Genomic DNA, 16,394 nt, shown 5'->3' on the forward strand with positions numbered 1-16,394 from the left:
TCTCCTAGTTCTTGAGCGCCAACCGCAGGCTCTCGATCTTTCCGAGCACGGATGTATCGAGCACCTGGTCGCCAACCACAATCTTGACGCCGCCGATCAGCGATTGATCGACGACCACTTCGGCAGTCAGCCGGGTCTTGAAGCGTGCTTCCAGGTCGCTGACCAGAGCCTTGCGCTGCTGCTCGTCAAGCGGGAAAGCGCTGTAGATCGTGGCTTCCCTGACGCCTTCCTGCGCCGCCCTGAGCCCTTCGAAGAGACCGGCGATTTCCGGCAGGGCAGCAAGCCGCTCGTTGCTGGCGAGGACGTCGATCAGGTTGGCCTCGCCACCTTCCAGCGCCTTGCCGGCCAGCGACTTGAAGAGCGCACTCTTCTGCCCGGCCGACAGCTCGGGATTGCCGATGCAGACACGCATCCGTTCATCCGAGGCGATTGCGGAAAGCAGCGACAGCCGCTCGGACCAGGCTGCCAGCGCCTTGTTTTCCAGCGCTATGCGGAAGACCGCCTCGGCGTAGGGGCGCGCGATGGTAACGAGTTCGGCCATGATCTCAAAGTTCCTGCTTGAGTGCGGTCAGCATCTCGGCGTGGGTCTTGGCATCCACCTCGCGCTTCAGGATTTGCTCGGCGCCCGCCACCGCCAGGTCGGCGACCCGGCTGCGCAAGTCTGCCCGGGCCTGTTCGACCTGTTGCGCAATCTCCGCCTTGGCCGCGGCAACGACCTTGTCGGCCTCGACCTTGGCCGCCAGCTTCGCTTCCTCGACCATCTGTACGCCGCGCTTTTCGGCTGCGGCGATGATCTCCGCGGCTTTCGCCTTGGCGTCGCGCAGGGCATCGGCGGAACGCTTGCCGGCCAGCTCGAGCTCGTGCTTGCCGCGCTCACCGGCAGCAAGTCCGTCAGCAATCAGTTTTTGGCGATCAGACATGGCCTTCGCCAGCGGTGGCCAGACGTACTTCATCGTGATCCAGATGAAGACGGCGAACCAGATCGCCTCGCCAATCAGCGTTGCGTTGATGTTCACGCTAACCTCCTGTCAAAAGTTAGTCCGCAAGGAGTAGCGATCAGCCCTTGACGACGGCGATGAAGGGGTTGGCAAAGAGCATGAAGAGAGCGATACCGACGCCGATCATGGTGACCGCGTCAAGCAGACCGGCAACGATGAACATCTTGACCTGGAGAGTGGGGATCATTTCCGGCTGCCGGGCAGCACCTTCGAGGAAGCGGCCACCGAGCAGACCAAAACCGATGGCGGTACCAAGAGCACCCGCACCGATCAGGATGGCGACGGCGATGGCGGTGTTACCAAGCAACATTGACAGAGCAGCTTCCATTAGTCTCTCCTAATAAGACATGCTAAATGGGTTAAACAGGGACAACGTGAATCAAACGGGCGATTGGGGCAGTGCAAACGGGGCGCTAGCCGTGCGACTCGCTGGCCATCGACAGGTACACAATGGTCAGCATCATGAAGACGAAGGCCTGCAGCGTGATGATCAGGATGTGGAACAGCGCCCACGGCAGGGCGAGTGGCAGCTGCCAGAGACCCAGCAGCGCGATGAGGATGAACACCATCTCGCCGGCATACATGTTGCCAAACAGACGCAGCGAGAGCGAGATCGGCTTGGCGATGTCCTCGATCAGGCGGAAGAGCAGGTTCACGGGCGCCATCTTGGCGCCGAATGGCACGGTGAACACCTCGTGCATGAATCCGCCAAAGCCTTTCACCTTGAAGCCCATGACGATCATGACGACGAAGACACTCAGCGACATGCCGAAGGTCAGGTTCGGATCGGTGGTCGGGACGACCTTGAAGTAGTGCACCCCCGCCTGCCCGAGCAGCATCGGCACGAAATCGACCGGGATCAGGTCCATCGCGTTCATCAGCAGCACCCAGACGAAGATCGTGATCGCCATCGGCGTCACCAGCGGGCTCTTGCCGTGGTAGGTATCCTTCACCTGCTGGTCGATGAACGAGACCAGCATCTCGACGAAGGCCTGCATCTTGCCCGGAACTCCCGGCGTCGCACGGCGCGCCAGTCTGGCCATGCCGACGAATGCGACCAGGCCGAGCAGTCCCGAGACGATCAGGGAATCGAGGTGCAGGGCCCAGAATCCCTGACCAACGGTCAGGTTGGTCAGGTGGTGAACGATGTAAGCACTCGATGTGAGCGGTTCGCCCGAAGCCATGAATTCCCCCTGTTCGACTATTGCTGCCGCAGCAGCGCCATCCAGTAAACGACAATCGTTGCCGCATAGGCCAGGAAGAGCGGCAAGGCGGCGAGCTGCACATACACCTTGAAGACCAGTGCAAACAGCAGAAGGCTCACAGCGAACTTGTAAGCCTCGCCAGCCACCTGCGCATTGAAGGCCGCGCGTGCGTCCGCCGCAGTGTTCCCCGATGGCCACAAGGCCCGCCAGGCATAGGCGAAAGCGCTTGCCATGGCGATGCCACCACCGAGCATTGCAGAAACGGCCGCATCAAGACCTGCGACAAGTCCACCCGTGGCAGCCGCCGCCAGAGTAACCAGAAACTGGCAGCGAAGGATCCAGCGGACCTGAGGATGCACAGCTAGCCCCTCCAAAACGTTCGCAGGATACCAGACTCGTAAAGAGGAATCAAACCGCACATGCAAAAAAGTTTCGATTCCTTGATGGCTGCTGGCTTGCAGCCCTGTTCGAGGGCTTCTGCGGCGGCCCGCATGGTGCACCGCATCAATGACGCAGGCGTTGCAGGATCCCCTCGAGCTGATCGAGATCCCCGAAGTCGATCAGTATCTTGCCGGCTCCCCGTCGGTTGGCGCGGATGGCGACCTGGGCGCCGAGCAGATCGGCCAGATCCTCCTGCAGCCGCAGCAGGTCTCGGTCAGGGCGCACCGGAGTCACTGCCTTCGGCGGCTGCAGCGCGTGCTGCACGAGGCGCTCCGTCTCGCGCACCGACAAGCCCTTGTGAACCACCCGCTGCGCCAGTCGCACCTGCAGGGCCCCCTCGAGCGGCAACAGGGCGCGCGCATGGCCCATGTCGATCTCGCCCTGCAGCAGCAGTTCCTGCACCGGTGGCGCGAGTTGCAGCAGCCGCAGCAGGTTCGATGCGGCTGGCCGCGACCGGCCGACGGCGTCGGCGGCCTGCTGGTGGGTCATCGAGAACTCGTCGATCAGCCGCTGCAGGCCGAGCGCCTCCTCGAGCGGATTGAGGTTCTCACGCTGGATGTTCTCGATCAGCGCCATCGCCAGCGCCGCCTCGTCCGGGATTTCCCGGATCAGGGTCGACACCTCGTTCAGGCCAGCCATTTGTGCCGCTCGCCAGCGCCGCTCGCCGGCTATGATCTCGTAGCGCTCGTCGGCGATCGGGCGGACGAGAATCGGCTGCATCAGCCCCTGGGCCCTGATCGAGGCCGCCAGTTCCTCGAGCGAGGTGGCATCCATCCGTGTCCGCGGCTGATACCTGCCCGGCTGGATGCAACCGACCGGCAGGGTCCGCTGCTGCTCGCGGTTCTGCGCCTCGTCGCCGGCCAGCAGCGCATCGAGTCCCCGCCCGAGTCCCTTCAGTTTCATGGCCGTGCTCCGGCAGCGGCGGGCCCAGCGGTCGCTGTGGCCACCTGGTCACGATGCCGCGTCAGCGTTTCATGAGCCAGTGCGAGATAGGCCTGCGCTCCCTTCGAAGCGCGATCGAACGCAATCACCGGCTTGCCGTGGGACGGCGCTTCGGCCAGCCTGACGTTGCGCGGGATAATCGTGCGAAAGACCTTTCTACCAAAATGGTTATCGAGTTCTCGTGACACCTGCTGCGTCAGCGTCGAGCGCGGGTCGAACATCGTCCGCAGCAGGCCCTCGATCTCGAGCACCGGGTTGAGATGCGCGCGCACCTTCTTCAACGTCGCGACGAGGTCGGTCAGGCCCTCGAGGGCGTAGTACTCGCACTGCATCGGGATCATCACCCGATCGGCGGCCACCAGACCATTCACCGTCAGCATATTGAGCGCCGGCGGGCAATCAAGGAGGATGAAGTCGTAGCTGCCGCGGACCGCCGCCAGTGCCTCGCGCAGGCGATACTCGCGCCGAACGAGATCGATGAGGTCGACTTCGGCGCCGGCGAGTTCGCGATTCGCCGGCAGCAGGTCGAAGGCGAAATCGGTTCGCAGGCAGGTGTCCGACAACATCGCGCGTCCGATCAGCACCTGGTAGACGGTCGGCATCGCTTCACGCTTGACGATGCCGCAACCGGTGGTCGCGTTGCCCTGTGGATCAAGGTCGATCAGCAACACCCGCTGCGCGAGTTCGGCCAGGCAGGCGGCGAGGTTGACGGCGGTAGTCGTCTTGCCGACACCGCCCTTCTGATTGGTCACTGCGAGCACTGTTGCCAACTTCACCCTCCCCTGCATGCTGCTGCGTCACTCTCGATCACCACCAGATGTCGCTCGCCGTCGACTCCCGGTACCGGCAGGCGATGCACGCCGGCGACGCTGACGCCGGCCGGCAGGCGCGCGATCTCGTCGTCGGGACGCAGCCCCTTCATCGCCAGCCAGCGCCCGCCCGTACGCAGCAGATGGCGTGAGGACGCAACGAGCGTGCCGAGGTCGGCGAAGGCACGCGCCGTGATCATGGCGAAACGTACAGTCGGCTGGCAGGCCTCCACGCGCCCACAGTGTACGGCAATATTGCGCAGTGCCAGCTCAATCAGCGCCTGCTGCAGAAAGGCGGCCTTTTTCGAATTGCTGTCGAGGAGGACGACCTGCAGCTCCGGGCGGGCGATCGCCAGCGGGATTCCCGGCATGCCGCCGCCGCTGCCGACGTCGAGCAGCGACGTCCCGTCGACGAAGGGCAGTACCGCCAGCGAATCGAGCAGATGATGGCTGACTGCTTGCGACGGGTCGGCGATGGCGGTCAGACGATAGACCCTGTTCCACTTCTCGAGCAGCTTCAGGTAGTCCAGCATCTTCTGCCGTGCCGGCGGCGCCAGCTCAATGCCGAGGCAGGCGGCGCCCTCTGCCAGCTGCTCCGCCGGGCTCATCGGACCGAGCCGGGGCGTCGCTGGCCGCCGGCATGCGGCGGCTGCGCGCGTCTCAGCCAGACGAGCAGGATCGAGACCGCCGCCGGCGTCACGCCCTGAATGCGTGACGCCTGACCGAGGGTCTGCGGCCGCTGCTGCTGCAGCTTGTCGCGCACCTCGCGGGATAGCCCGCCGACCTCGGCAAAATCGAAATCGTCGGGGAAACGCAGTTCCTCGCTCGCCAGATTCCTCGCCACCTCATCCTGCTGGCGTTCGATGTAGCCCTGGTAGCGGGCCTGAGTCTCGACCTGTTCGACGACTTGCGGATCGTCCAGGCCGGCGTCGACCGCAACGCCGTCCACACGCAACGTCATCAACGCCGGGTAGCTGACGTCCGGCCGGCGCAGCAGTTCGTGCAGCGTGTATTCGCGCTCGAGCGGCTTGCCGAAGACGCGCAGCGCGTCCGCGTCGGCAAGCCTGGTGGGATGGACCCAGGTGGACCGCAGACGTTCCTGTTCGCGGGCGACAGCCTCCCGCTTGGCGTCGAAGGCCGCCCAGCGCCGATCGTCGACCAGCCCCAGCCGGCGACCGATCTCGGTCAGCCGCAGATCGGCGTTGTCCTCCCGAAGGGACAGGCGATACTCGGCGCGGCTGGTGAACATGCGATACGGCTCGGAAACGCCACGCGTGATCAGGTCGTCCGCCAGCACCCCGAGGTAGGCCTCGTCGCGGCGTGGCGTCCACGCCTCCTTCTCCTGCACCTGCAGCGCGGCGTTGGCGCCAGCCAGCAGGCCCTGCGCGGCAGCCTCCTCGTAGCCGGTGGTACCGTTGATCTGGCCGGCGAAGAACAGGCCGCCGATGGCACTGGTCTCGAGCGACGCTCGCAGGCGCCGCGGGTCGAAGTAGTCGTATTCGATCGCGTAGCCCGGGCGCAGGATGTGGCAGCGCTCGAGGCCACGGATCGAGCGTACCATCGCCAGCTGCACGTCAAACGGCAGGCTGGTCGAGATCCCGTTCGGATAGATCTCGTTCGTCTGCAACCCCTCCGGCTCGAGAAAGACGTTGTGGCTGTCCTTGCTCGCGAAACGATGGATCTTGTCCTCGATCGACGGGCAGTAACGCGGCCCGACCCCCTCGATGATCCCCGTATACATCGGCGAGCGATCGAGGTTGGCGCGGATGATGTCGTGCGTCTGCCGGTTGGTGCTGGTGATCCAGCACGGCAGCTGACGCGGATGCTGGCTCGCCTCGCCGATAAAGGAGAAGACCGGCAGCGGCTCGTCCGAATGCTGCTCGGCCATCGCTGAAAAGTCGATCGTCCGGCCATCGAGGCGCGGCGGCGTGCCGGTCTTCAGGCGGCCCACCGGCAACTGCAGCTCGCGCAGCCGGGCCGCCAGTGAGACCGACGGCGGGTCGCCCATGCGGCCACCGATCAGGTTCGCCAGGCCGACATGGATCAGCCCGTTGAGAAAGGTGCCGGTCGTCAGGACCACCGCGCGCGCCGGGAAACGGATGCCCAACTGGGTCACGACGCCCGCCACGCGCCCGTTCTCGAGCAGCAGATCGTCGCAGGCCTGGGCGAAGATCGTCAGATTGCGCTGCTCCTCGAGGCGGTGGCGAATCGCCTGCCGATAGAGCACGCGGTCGGCCTGCGCGCGCGTCGCGCGCACGGCCGGCCCCTTGCTGGCATTGAGGATGCGGAACTGGATCCCCGCCTCGTCGGTGGCCGACGCCATCGCCCCGCCGAGGGCATCGACCTCCTTCACCAGATGCCCCTTGCCGATGCCGCCGATCGACGGGTTGCAGCTCATCGCTCCGAGCGTCTCGAGATTGTGCGTCAGCAGCAGGGTCTGCACGCCCATGCGCGCGGCGGCCAGCGCCGCCTCGGTGCCGGCATGGCCGCCACCAACGACGATGACATCAAAACGGTCGGGAAAGAGCATCGGCTGGCCGCGGTTCGAGAGCGCAATGGAAGGTGCGGGAGCGCGCGATTCTACGCCACTTCCCAGCCGGCAAACAGCCTTCCGCCCCGCCATGGCGAGGGGCGCCCTGCCGGGCTGTGGCCGCCACCGTTCCTGATGCGGTCGCACAACGAAAACGGGCGCCGAAGCGCCCGTCTTGACCACACGCGAGGTGTGCCGATGATCAGAAGCTGTGGCGAATGCCGGCACCAAGCGTGTAGTTGCTCTCGCCGCGGGCGCCGATTCCTTCACCACCACCAGCGACCTGCGTCTGCACCGGAACCGAGTAGCGGTCGTTGTCGAAGTAGCTATAAGCCGCGTAGAGAGCCGTGCGCTTCGACAGGTTGTACTGATACATCGCGCCCCAACCCCAGCTGTCGCCGTCGGGCGCGTTGCGGTTGTCGACCGAAAGCTTGCCGTAGCTGATACCGACGACACCATTGCCCAGAGGTGCACTCAGGCCGACGGTCCAGATGTCATTCTTGGCGGCGATGGTGGTTTGGGGGTATAGCCCGCCAACGATGCCTTGGTTGTTGTTATCCAATGCCTGGTAACTGGCGTAGGCCTTGACGACCTTGAAATCCCAGCTACCGCCGACATACCACTCGTTGATGTCCTCACCCTGGCCCACCGCCGCCGCAGCGGTCATGACATTCTGGCGGCTCTGATAGACGGCATCAAGATTGATCGGACCATTGGCGTAGTTGAGCCCGAGACCCCAGCGGCCGTTGTCGCTGGTGGAAACGAATTGGTCATTGTATGTGCCAGCGCCGTCCTTCGTCTCGCCGAAACCATAGATGGCACTGGCGGTGAAACCGGACATGCTATTGCTGGTGTAGGTGATGGCGTTGTTGTAGCGCGCCGTGCTATTCGGCGTGATCGAGTTGCCGGCATAGACGCTGAGGCTCGACTGAATGCTCAGGTCGGTCGCTTCGAGTGCGTCGTTGTTGGCGGTGGCGTTGAAGCCGGGTGCATACTGCCGACCCAGAGCGACCGTGCCCCAGTTGCTCGAAAGGCCGACGAACTGCTGGCGCGCGTTCAAGCCGCTGGTGCCGATGCCGTTGTTGCCGTCCAGGTCCAAGCCGTACTCGAGCGTGAACACCGCCTTCAGGCCGTTGCCCAGGGCCTCTTCACCCTTGAAGCCAAGGCGGTTTCCCGCCGTTCCGCCGCGACCGTTGAGGCCGCTGAACTTGTTGGTGCCGCCGCCGGCCCCTGCCTTGCCCTGACTATACACGTACATGTTGTCGACCACGCCGTACATGGTGACGTTGGTCTGCGCAACGGCAACACCGGAAGCAAGGCTGGCAACGGCCAAGGCGATGATCTTCTTGTTCATGATATCCACTCCAATGGGTCAATAAGGAAAAGCCGGACTGATTTCTCTCACCAGTGCGGACGCCTCGATTCTGGGCAGCCGCTTCTTTCGGATTGCATGCCGCAATTCTGCCAGCGGGGCGAGGGATCGACAAGCAGTGCGCGCCGCTTTCTGGCTCTCCGACGAAGAGTGTTGCGCTTTCGTCACAGTCATGCCGGAGCGCCATCGGTACGGGGGGTTCGTGCCGTCTGGACGAGGACGGGCGACCGGCTGGGCGAGTCAGCTCGAGGCGCCTGCGCCGGCGCCAAGAGATCGACCGGCCCCACGCACCAGGAAAAAAAACGGGCGCCGAAGCGCCCGTTCGCAGCAACGAAGGATCGTCGCCGAATCAGAACGAGTGACGCACACCTGCCAGGAACGTGTTGTTGCTTTCTCCGTAGGCACCAACGCCAGCAACTGGAGCCGCGTCGATGCTTGAGTAGTCGTTCTTGACCCAGACATAGCCGGCATACAGGGTGGTCCGCTTCGACATGCTATGCGTGAGGGCGAGCGTCCAAGAGTCGCTATTCCCGTTCCAACCCGGACCCGCGTCCATATCCAGCTGCGCGTAACCGAAATGGACGGCGCTGTTGCCGAACGGAACAACCGCGCCGATCTGCCACGTGCTGTTGTCCCAGTCAGTGACGTTCTTGTCGTTCTGCTGTTGGTAGCTTGCCATGACCTTGACGAACTTGAAGTCATAGTTGCCGCCAATGTACCACTCGCTTATGTCCTTGAACCCGTCCACCTTTTGGCGAACCTGATAAACGGCATCAATGTTCAAGCCTCCAGTGGCGAAGTTGGCCCCGAGGCCCCAGCGACCGTTGTCGCTCGTCGAAACGAGCCGGTCGTTGTAGGTGCCGAATGAGTCTTTCGTCTCACCAAAGGAATAGATCGCTTTACCAGTGAAACCACCCCAATTGGGGCTCGTGTAGGTCAGGGCGTTGTCCCAGCGAGCCGCACTGTTCGGGGTGATGGTGTTCTCGGCGTCCTTAGTCAGGAACGAGTGCGACTCAAAGGGTGCGCCGCCAAGCGGGTCATTGTTGACGGTCGCTTGGTAGCCCGGCGCATACTGGCGACCGAGAGCGATCTGACCAAAACCGCCGGCAAGTCCGACGAACTGCTGGCGGGCATTCAGGCTGCCGGTGCTGCCGACGCCGGAGTTGTTGTCGATGTTCAGCGCATACTCAAGGGTAAACACGGCCTTCAGGCCATTGCCGAGTGCTTCTTCGCCATGGAAGCCGAGGCGCGAACCGCTCAACAGACCTGACTGGATACCGCTAAATTTGTTGGTGCCGCCGATCCCGCCCCTACTCACGCTAAGGTCGTCACCTTGGCTATAGACATAGCCGGCGTCGACGATACCGTACATGGTGACGTTGGTCTGGGCAAAAGCGGCGCCCGAAGCTACGCTGGCAACTGCCAGTGCGATGAGTTTCTTTTGCATGGTGAATCTCCTCTAGGTTTGAGATCGATGAGGCAGCCCGCAGCCTCACCAAACTTGACCTCTCGAAAAAGAAACGAGAAGTTGGGGCGATTCTGGCAAAGCGAAATTGCCGCGGCAAGCTCCGTGTACGCTTTCATCGACGGGCAACGGGTGTTTGTTGGTTTTTCGCAACAGGCTGGGGAATTTTCACCAGAAGTGGCTCGACGCGCCGTTGCGCTGGCCTGCAGCAGCACCCGCCCGCTGTGCTCGGCCATGGTCGGGCAGCCCGCCTTGCCAGCGAAAGGGGGAGATGAAGTACAGTTCTTGCACATCGGAGCACATGCCATGACCTCGGGCATGCCTTTGCTGACGCGCGACGCGACGCGCTACCGAGGCTACTTCCCTCGCCTGCAGCGGATCACACCAGCGTGTGAATGAGCGCAGATCGCCTGTGCCACTGCAAGTGGCGCGCAGCGCCGAACGCGAATGAGCGCCTGGCGTGTCGCGCAACCGGCCAGTGTGTGTCGGCAGCAGGCACAGCCAGCGTGCGGCAGCCATGTCCGCGGCACGCCGTCCGCGGCAACGGCACTGGCCCTGGCAACGGCCCGCTTCGCAATATGCCTGCCAAGGCACCACGCACCGTCAGCAACCCCGGCAGCCGGACCTGTGGTCCAGGTCAGTGGAACAACCCGGCGAGCGCCTCACCCGGTTCTTCGGCACGCATGAAGGCCTCGCCGACGAGGAAGGCGTGCACGCCGTGGTCACGCATCAGCCGCACGTCCGGCCGCGCGAGGATGCCGCTCTCGGTGACCACGAGGCGCTCGGCAGGAATGTCGGGCAACAGTTCCAGCGTCGTCCGCAGGCTGACGGCGAAGCTGCGCAGGTTGCGGTTGTTGATGCCGAGCAGCGGCGTCGCCAGCTGCAGCGCGAGATCGAGTTCGCTGCGGTCATGCACTTCGACCAGCACCGCCATTCCGAGGCTGCCGGCGATGGCCTCGAAGTCGCGCATCGCCGGCAGGTCGAGCGCGGCGACGATCAACAGGACGGCATCGGCGCCCATCGCCCGCGCTTCGTAAAGCTGATAGGGATCGACCACGAAGTCCTTGCGCAGGACCGGCAGGTCGCAGGCGGCACGCGCTTCCTGAAGAAAGCCGGGCGTCCCCTGGAAGAACTGCCGATCGGTGAGTACCGACAGACATGCAGCGCCGTGCCGCTGATAACTGGCGGCGATCTCGGCCGGACGAAAATCGGCACGCAGGACACCACGCGACGGACTCGCCTTCTTGATCTCGGCGATCACCGCCGCTTCGCCGGCCGCGATCCGCCGGCGCATGCCGTCGACGAAAGCGCGCGCTGGCGGCGCCGCTTCGGCGGTGGCGCGCAGTTCGCTCAATGGCACGCGCGACTGCGCGGCAGCGACTTCCGCACGCTTGACGGCGAGAATCCGTTCGAGAATGTCACTCATCGCAGGCGCTCGCGGAGGGCCGGTCGATCAGGTGGCAACGCGGTGGGTGAAAGCGACGAACTCGTCGACCCGGGCCCGCGCCGCACCCGAAGCAATGGCTTCGAAGGCCTGGTCGACGCCATCGCCGAGACTGGCGGCGCGCCCGCTGACATAGATGCTGGCACCGGCATTCAGCGCCACGATGTCGCGCGCGGCGCCGGCGCGGCCTTCGAGCGACGCCAGCAGCATCGCCTTCGACTCCTCGACGTTGGCCACGCGCAGCACGCGCGGGTCGTGCACCGGCAGGTTGAACTGCTCGGGATGGACGCTGTACTCCTCGACGCGACCGTTCTTCAGCTCGCCGACCAGGGTTTCGCCGGAGATCGAGATCTCGTCGAGTCCCTCACGACCGAATACCGACAGCGCATGCGCGCTGCCAAGCCGCTGCAGGACCCGCACCTGGATGCCGACGAGGTCGGGATGGAAGACACCGAGAACCTGATTCGGCGCATTCGCCGGATTGGTCAGCGGCCCGAGGATGTTGAACAGGGTGCGCACGCCGAGTTCGCGACGTACCGGCGCGGCGTGCTTCATCGCGCTGTGATGACTCGGTGCGAACATGAAACCGAGACCGATCTCGTCGACGCAGCGCCCGACCTGCTCCGGCGTCAGGCTGATGTTGGCGCCGAGCGCCTCGAGAACGTCGGCGCTGCCCGACTGCGACGAGACCGAACGGCCACCGTGCTTGGCGACACGGGCGCCGGCAGCGGCGGCGACGAACATCGCCGCGGTCGAGATGTTGAAGGTCTGCGCCCCGTCACCACCGGTGCCGCAAGTGTCCACAAGATGCGCGCGCTCGCTCACCTGCACCTTGGTTGACAGCTCGCGCATGACCTGCGCCGCCGCCGAGATTTCGCCGATGGTCTCCTTCTTCACCCGCAGCCCGGTGATGATGGCGGCGATCATCACCGGTGTCACTTCGCCGCCCATGATCTGGCGCATCAGCGCGACCATTTCGTCGTGGAAGATCTCGCGGTGTTCGATGACCCGCGCCAGCGCGTCCTGCGGTTTCATTGGCCATGCTCCTCGACAAAGTTCTGCAACAGCTCGTGGCCGTGCTCGGTGAGAATCGACTCCGGGTGGAACTGCACCCCTTCCACCGCCAGCGTCCTGTGCCGCAGCCCCATGATCTCGCCGTCGTCGGTCCACGCGGTGACCTCGAGGCAGGCCGGCAGCGACCTGCGCTCGACGGCCAGCGAATGGTAGCGCGTGCAGATGAGCGGACTGGGCAGCCCGCGAAAGACTCCCTGGCCGTTGTGATGCACCGGCGACACCTTGCCGTGCATCAACTTCTGCGCGTGCACGACGCGGCCACCAAAGGCCTCGCCGATCGCCTGATGTCCGAGGCAGACGCCGAGCAGCGGAATTCGACCGGCAAACTCGCGGATCGCCGTCAACGAAATGCCGGCCTGCGCCGGTGCGCAGGGCCCCGGCGAAATGACCAGCAGCGCCGGCGCCAGGCGGGCAATGTCGGCAATGCTGATCGCATCGTTGCGGAAGACCCGCACCTCCTGCCCAAGCTCGCCGAAGTACTGCACGAGGTTGTAGGTGAAGGAGTCGTAATTGTCGATCATCAGCAGCATGCCGCGTCTATCCTGTTGTTTTTTCTACGACGCTTTGCCGGGTTCTGCTTCTCTTGCCCCGAGAAGCATGCCCGACCTGCCGTGCTGCCCGTGCGCCGAGAACGTGCGAATTCAAGAGCCACCATTTTCCCCCATTACGCAGTGCGATGAAACCCCGATGGACGAATGAATGCCTGCCTTCGCTCGCGATTGCCCGTGCTCGCTCGCCGCGTCCTGTTGCCGACAACAGCCAACCATCCCTCACGCGTTCGCCGACCGCGGGCAAGCGCGGCCGCTTGCGGGCTCACGGCCGCCGCGGGGCGCTATACTGCAGGTGGAAGCGGCCAAGCGGGCCGCCTCCGGACCGGGGAACGAGGCGCATGAGATCTCGCGAGCGAAACTTCTGGATGTGGGCGGAAACGCTGGAGCTGCTGCAGGGAGGGGAGCAGTTGCAGCGCCGTTTCTTCACACTCGACGCACCACAGCCGGTACCGTGCTGGGAACCGGCTGTCGATGTCTACCAGAACGGCGACGAGTTGCGGCTTCTGGTGGCGCTGCCCGGGGTCAGTCCCCGGCAGGTCGAAGTGGCACTTGAAGACGATGGCCTGCTCGTACGTGGCGAAAGGCCGATGCCTTCGCTGGTCAGCCGGGCGGCGATCCACCGCCTGGAGATTCCCTACGGCCGCTTCGAACGCCGCATCCCCCTGCCGGCGGGACGCTACCGCCTGCATCAGCGTTTCATCGAGGACGGCTGCCTGATGCTCGTCCTGCACCAGTTCTGAGAGGCGACGAGGCGATGCGCAGCGAGCGGGGCGACGACAGGAACGAGCAGCGCGGCGGCAGCCTGCTGGTGGTGCCGGAGAATGCGCTGATCATCGTGCCGATCCGCAATACCGTCCTCTTTCCCGGCATGATCCTGCCGCTGACGATCGGTCGCGAGCCCTCGATCCTTGCTGCGCAACAGGCGGTCAAGACCGATCGGCCGGTGGGAATCCTGCTGCAGCGGGACGCCGAAGTCGAACAGCCACGGCCCCAGGATCTGTACCGGGTCGGCACGGTGGCCAACATCCTGCGCTACGTCACCCTCCCCGACAACACCCACGTCATCGTCTGCCAGGGGCTGCAGCGTTTTCGCGTCAGCGGCTTTCTGCCGGGTTACCCATTCCCGGTGACGCACCCCGAGCGCATCGACGAGCCCGAGACGACGGACAGCCAGATCGAGGCGAGAATGATCCGCGTCCGCGAACGTGCGCTCGAGGTCCTGCAGTACCTGCCGCAGGCTTCGCAGGAGCTGGTCGGTGCGGTGAAGAGCATCACCCAGCCCGGCGCACTCGCTGACCTGGTAGCCGGCGTCAGCGAACTCAAACTGCCCGACCGCCAGCTCGTTCTCGAAACCGTCGACCTGACGCAGCGCCTCGATGTCGTGCTCGCCTGCCTGCTCAGCCGGCTGGAAGTGCTGCGGCTGTCGCGCGAAGTGGACGAGCGGACGAAAGCCAGCATCGATCAACGCCAGCGCGAGTACCTGCTGCGCGAACAGATGAAATCGATCCAGAAAGAACTCGGCGAGGGCGACGGCAGCAACAGCGTCGAGATCGAGGCCCTGCGCAAGGCGGTCGCCGAGGCCGCGATGCCGGAGGAAGTGGCGGCGCAGGCCAACAAGGAACTGCGGCGCCTGGAACGGATGACCGACGCCTCGGCCGAATACTCGATGGTCCGCGCCTACCTCGACTGGTTGATCGAACTTCCCTGGCGAGAGCCGGCGCCGGACAGCATCGAGATCGCCGAGGCGCGGCGGATCCTCGACGCCGACCACTTCGGCCTCACCCAGGTGAAGAAGCGGATCGTCGAGTTCCTCGCCGTGCGCAAGCTCAACCCGGGTGGACATGGGCCGATACTGTGCTTCGTCGGACCACCGGGCGTCGGCAAGACCTCGCTCGGGCAGTCGATCGCCCGCGCACTCGGACGCAAGTTCGTCCGCGCCTCGCTCGGCGGCTGCCACGACGAGGCCGAGATACGGGGACACCGACGGACCTACATTGGCGCCCTGCCCGGCAACATCATCCAGGCGATCCGCAAGGCCGGCTCGCGCGGTTGCGTGATGATGCTCGACGAGATCGACAAGCTCGGCGCCAGCTTTCAGGGCGACCCGTCGGCGGCGCTGCTGGAAGTGCTCGACCCGGAGCAGAACGACAGCTTCCGCGACAACTACCTGGCGCTGCCTTTCGACCTGTCGCGAATGCTCTTCATCACCACGGCCAACGTCCTCGACAACATCCCGGGACCGCTGCGCGACCGCATGGAGATCATCCAGCTGCCTGGCTACACGCAGGAAGAGAAGCTGGAGATCGCCCGCCGCTACCTGGTCGGCAGGCAGATGGTGCAGAACGGGCTGCACGAAGGGCAGATCGAGTTCGCGCCGGCAGCGCTGCAGGCGATCATCCGCGACTACACGCGCGAAGCGGGCGTGCGCTCACTCGAACGCGAGATCGGTGCCGTCTGCCGCCGCGTCGCGGTCGAGATCGCCGAGGGCAAGCGCGAGGGGATGCAGGTCGGCGAAGCCGATCTCGCCGGCATCCTCGGTGCCGGCAGGTACGACAACGAGGTGGCCCTGCGCACCGGGCTGGCGGGTGTCGCCACCGGACTGGCATGGACGCCGGTCGGTGGTGACATCCTGTTCGTTGAGGCCAGCCGGACCATCGGCGACGGCAAGCTGATCCTTACCGGGCAACTCGGCGAGGTGATGAAGGAGTCGGCGCAGGCGGCGCTGACGCTGGTGAAGACGCACGCCGCAAGCCTCGGCATCGAGGTCGGCAGCTTCGAGAAGAGCAATGTCCATGTGCACGTGCCCGCCGGAGCGATCCCCAAGGACGGCCCGAGCGCCGGCGTGGCGATCTTCGTTGCGCTCGCATCGCTGTTCGTCGATCAACCGGTTCGCAACGATACCGCGATGACTGGCGAGATCAGCCTGCGCGGACTCGTGCTGCCGGTCGGCGGCATCAAGGACAAGGTGCTGGCGGCGATGCGCGCCGGAATCACGCGCGTCCTGCTGCCGGCGAGAAACCGCCGCGATCTCGACGAGGTCCCCGCCGAGGCGAGGGAGAAGCTGGAGTTCGTCTTTCTCGACAACGTGGACGACGCCCTGGCGAACGCCCTGCGCCGGCAGCGAGCAGCGGCAACGGAGGGAGAACCGGAATGAGCGGGTTGCGCGGTTGCCTGTATTGCCTGCTGGCGGCAGGCCTGCTGCTCGGCGCCGGATACCCGGCGGCCGCCACCGCCGCCGGCGATGTGGCGCATGCCAGCGCGCGGATCGGCGACGACGATCCACTGGAAATCGAGGCCTTGCGCCGGACGCACAACCTGCAACTGGTCTTTGCCGAGCAGGGCAGCGGCGCCTACCTGGCCGATGTGCGGGTGCGCATCTTTGGGCCCGGCGGACAGGAAGTGCTGACGGCCGTCGCCCAGGGTCCATTCTTCTTCGTCCGACTGCCAGGCGGCAAGTATCGCGTCGAAGCCGAATTCAACGGCAGGGCCGTCAGCCGGACAACCAGCGTCAGCGAGAACAGCCTCCGCGACCTGTATTTCTACTGGCCAGGCGACTGAGACAC

The 16,394-nt window shown here is 64.9% G+C and carries 18 protein-coding genes; 4 read left to right on the top strand and 14 right to left on the bottom strand.

What is annotated here, in order from left to right; translation table 11 throughout:
- Positions 1-4 precede the first annotated feature (4 nt).
- From HT579_21360 to HT579_21410, 11 genes are all read right to left on the bottom strand, one after another.
- Positions 5-541 (bottom strand): F0F1 ATP synthase subunit delta, encoded by a 537-nt coding sequence (locus tag HT579_21360; protein ID QKS31250.1) that lies wholly within the window; start codon positions 539-541, stop codon positions 5-7.
- 4 nt (positions 542-545) lie between these two features.
- Positions 546-1,016, bottom strand: a complete 471-nt coding sequence (locus tag HT579_21365) for a F0F1 ATP synthase subunit B (protein ID QKS31251.1) — start codon at positions 1,014-1,016, stop codon at positions 546-548.
- A gap of 40 nt (positions 1,017-1,056) precedes the next feature.
- Positions 1,057-1,314 (bottom strand): F0F1 ATP synthase subunit C, encoded by a 258-nt coding sequence (gene atpE / locus HT579_21370; GenBank protein QKS31752.1) that lies wholly within the window; start codon positions 1,312-1,314, stop codon positions 1,057-1,059.
- A gap of 97 nt (positions 1,315-1,411) precedes the next feature.
- The gene (gene atpB, locus HT579_21375; GenBank protein QKS31252.1) at positions 1,412-2,182 is read right to left on the bottom strand and encodes a F0F1 ATP synthase subunit A; all 771 of its coding nucleotides are present in this window, start codon (positions 2,180-2,182) and stop codon (positions 1,412-1,414) included.
- A gap of 17 nt (positions 2,183-2,199) precedes the next feature.
- On the bottom strand, positions 2,200-2,628 hold the full coding sequence (locus tag HT579_21380; GenBank protein ID QKS31253.1) for an ATP synthase subunit I: 429 nt from the start codon (positions 2,626-2,628) through the stop codon (positions 2,200-2,202).
- Positions 2,629-2,707: 79 nt separating this feature from the next.
- Entirely contained in the window at positions 2,708-3,547 is an 840-nt protein-coding gene (locus HT579_21385; GenBank protein QKS31254.1) for a ParB/RepB/Spo0J family partition protein, read from the bottom strand.
- Entirely contained in the window at positions 3,544-4,356 is an 813-nt protein-coding gene (locus HT579_21390; GenBank protein QKS31255.1) for a ParA family protein, read from the bottom strand. The genes HT579_21385 and HT579_21390 overlap by 4 nt, the downstream gene beginning before the upstream one ends.
- Positions 4,357-4,358: 2 nt before the next feature.
- The gene (rsmG, locus tag HT579_21395) at positions 4,359-5,003 is read right to left on the bottom strand and encodes a 16S rRNA (guanine(527)-N(7))-methyltransferase RsmG (protein ID QKS31256.1); all 645 of its coding nucleotides are present in this window, start codon (positions 5,001-5,003) and stop codon (positions 4,359-4,361) included.
- Positions 5,000-6,925, bottom strand: a complete 1,926-nt coding sequence (mnmG, locus tag HT579_21400) for a tRNA uridine-5-carboxymethylaminomethyl(34) synthesis enzyme MnmG (protein ID QKS31257.1) — start codon at positions 6,923-6,925, stop codon at positions 5,000-5,002. Before mnmG ends, rsmG begins: the two co-directional genes overlap by 4 nt.
- 202 nt (positions 6,926-7,127) lie before the next feature.
- Entirely contained in the window at positions 7,128-8,279 is a 1,152-nt protein-coding gene (locus tag HT579_21405) for a porin (GenBank protein ID QKS31258.1), read from the bottom strand.
- Between the two features lie 367 nt (positions 8,280-8,646).
- Positions 8,647-9,744, bottom strand: a complete 1,098-nt coding sequence (locus tag HT579_21410; GenBank protein ID QKS31259.1) for a porin — start codon at positions 9,742-9,744, stop codon at positions 8,647-8,649.
- A gap of 81 nt (positions 9,745-9,825) precedes the next feature.
- Here HT579_21410 and HT579_21415 point away from each other — a divergent pair, with 81 nt between their 5' ends.
- Entirely contained in the window at positions 9,826-10,161 is a 336-nt protein-coding gene (locus tag HT579_21415) for a hypothetical protein (protein QKS31260.1), read from the top strand.
- A gap of 238 nt (positions 10,162-10,399) precedes the next feature.
- Here HT579_21415 and trpC read toward each other — a convergent pair whose 3' ends face one another.
- Genes trpC through HT579_21430 form a run of 3 tightly spaced genes read right to left on the bottom strand, consistent with a single transcriptional unit; the run spans position 10,400 to position 12,810 of the window.
- The gene (trpC, locus tag HT579_21420; GenBank protein ID QKS31261.1) at positions 10,400-11,188 is read right to left on the bottom strand and encodes an indole-3-glycerol phosphate synthase TrpC; all 789 of its coding nucleotides are present in this window, start codon (positions 11,186-11,188) and stop codon (positions 10,400-10,402) included.
- A gap of 27 nt (positions 11,189-11,215) precedes the next feature.
- On the bottom strand, positions 11,216-12,241 hold the full coding sequence (trpD, locus tag HT579_21425; protein ID QKS31262.1) for an anthranilate phosphoribosyltransferase: 1,026 nt from the start codon (positions 12,239-12,241) through the stop codon (positions 11,216-11,218).
- The gene (locus tag HT579_21430; protein QKS31263.1) at positions 12,238-12,810 is read right to left on the bottom strand and encodes an aminodeoxychorismate/anthranilate synthase component II; all 573 of its coding nucleotides are present in this window, start codon (positions 12,808-12,810) and stop codon (positions 12,238-12,240) included. The genes trpD and HT579_21430 overlap by 4 nt, the downstream gene beginning before the upstream one ends.
- Before the next feature lie 359 nt (positions 12,811-13,169).
- Here HT579_21430 and HT579_21435 point away from each other — a divergent pair, with 359 nt between their 5' ends.
- From HT579_21435 to HT579_21445, 3 genes are read left to right on the top strand one after another with little or no spacing between them, the layout of a single operon-like run.
- On the top strand, positions 13,170-13,571 hold the full coding sequence (locus HT579_21435; GenBank protein ID QKS31264.1) for an Hsp20/alpha crystallin family protein: 402 nt from the start codon (positions 13,170-13,172) through the stop codon (positions 13,569-13,571).
- Between the two features lie 14 nt (positions 13,572-13,585).
- Positions 13,586-15,985: an endopeptidase La gene (gene lon / locus HT579_21440; GenBank protein QKS31265.1), complete on the top strand. Its 2,400-nt coding sequence runs from the start codon at positions 13,586-13,588 to the stop codon at positions 15,983-15,985.
- Positions 15,982-16,389, top strand: coding sequence for a carboxypeptidase regulatory-like domain-containing protein (locus HT579_21445; protein QKS31266.1), 408 nt, complete (start codon positions 15,982-15,984; stop codon positions 16,387-16,389). Before lon ends, HT579_21445 begins: the two co-directional genes overlap by 4 nt.
- The last annotated feature ends 5 nt before the right edge of the window (positions 16,390-16,394 follow it).

The sequence above is a fragment of the Candidatus Accumulibacter similis genome, from assembly GCA_013347225.1.
Taxonomy (GTDB): Bacteria; Pseudomonadota; Gammaproteobacteria; order Burkholderiales; family Rhodocyclaceae; genus Accumulibacter; species Accumulibacter similis.

Coding starts and splice junctions, on each gene's coding strand:
- HT579_21360 (QKS31250.1), bottom strand. CDS start 541: ATGGCCGAACTCGTTACCATCGCGCGCCCCTACGCCGAGGCGGTCTTC.
- atpB (QKS31252.1), bottom strand. CDS start 2,182: ATGGCTTCGGGCGAACCGCTCACATCGAGTGCTTACATCGTTCACCAC.
- HT579_21385 (QKS31254.1), bottom strand. CDS start 3,547: ATGAAACTGAAGGGACTCGGGCGGGGACTCGATGCGCTGCTGGCCGGC.
- rsmG (QKS31256.1), bottom strand. CDS start 5,003: ATGAGCCCGGCGGAGCAGCTGGCAGAGGGCGCCGCCTGCCTCGGCATT.
- mnmG (QKS31257.1), bottom strand. CDS start 6,925: ATGCTCTTTCCCGACCGTTTTGATGTCATCGTCGTTGGTGGCGGCCAT.
- HT579_21405 (QKS31258.1), bottom strand. CDS start 8,279: ATGAACAAGAAGATCATCGCCTTGGCCGTTGCCAGCCTTGCTTCCGGT.
- HT579_21410 (QKS31259.1), bottom strand. CDS start 9,744: ATGCAAAAGAAACTCATCGCACTGGCAGTTGCCAGCGTAGCTTCGGGC.
- trpC (QKS31261.1), bottom strand. CDS start 11,188: ATGAGTGACATTCTCGAACGGATTCTCGCCGTCAAGCGTGCGGAAGTC.
- trpD (QKS31262.1), bottom strand. CDS start 12,241: ATGAAACCGCAGGACGCGCTGGCGCGGGTCATCGAACACCGCGAGATC.
- HT579_21430 (QKS31263.1), bottom strand. CDS start 12,810: ATGCTGCTGATGATCGACAATTACGACTCCTTCACCTACAACCTCGTG.
- HT579_21435 (QKS31264.1), top strand. CDS start 13,170: ATGAGATCTCGCGAGCGAAACTTCTGGATGTGGGCGGAAACGCTGGAG.
- lon (QKS31265.1), top strand. CDS start 13,586: ATGCGCAGCGAGCGGGGCGACGACAGGAACGAGCAGCGCGGCGGCAGC.
- HT579_21445 (QKS31266.1), top strand. CDS start 15,982: ATGAGCGGGTTGCGCGGTTGCCTGTATTGCCTGCTGGCGGCAGGCCTG.